This is a genomic window from Clostridioides sp. ZZV14-6345 (assembly GCF_020657775.1).
In the GTDB taxonomy this organism is placed as follows: Bacteria; Bacillota; Clostridia; order Peptostreptococcales; family Peptostreptococcaceae; genus Clostridioides; species Clostridioides difficile_D.
The window spans coordinates 1-350 of the sequence record NZ_JAGWCX010000224.1 but is presented as its reverse complement, the minus strand read 5'-3'; the positions used below and the strand labels follow the sequence as shown (position 1 = coordinate 350).

Annotated in this window: 1 protein-coding gene; it reads right to left on the bottom strand. The window is 32.9% G+C overall.

The features are described 5' to 3' along the window. The coding region (locus KGF39_RS19595; RefSeq protein WP_227823592.1) for an N-acetylmuramoyl-L-alanine amidase at window positions 1-350 on the bottom strand (350 nt) is incomplete at both ends.

The window sequence follows — 350 nt, the reverse complement described above, 5'->3', positions numbered from 1 at the left end:
TAATAATCTGTATCTGCTTTACTATCTACGAAGCACACTTCTATTAATATTGCTGGAGCTTTCGTATGCTTAAGCCAATAAAGACCCCTAACATCTGATTTCGCACCTCTATTTTTAAATATTGTTGATAGTTTTTTGTTGACTCTTTCAGCATGCACCTTACCATTGTTAGTTTTGTATATTGTCTCTGTACCCATAGGATTTAGAGTTGTTTTATTTGCGTTGAAATGGATTTGTACTGCTAAGTCTACATTTTGCTTATTGGCTATTTGACATTGCTCTACTAAATAGTTATTAGATTTATCTACTTTTCCAGTATATACAGTAGCTCCACCTTGTTTCAACCATTT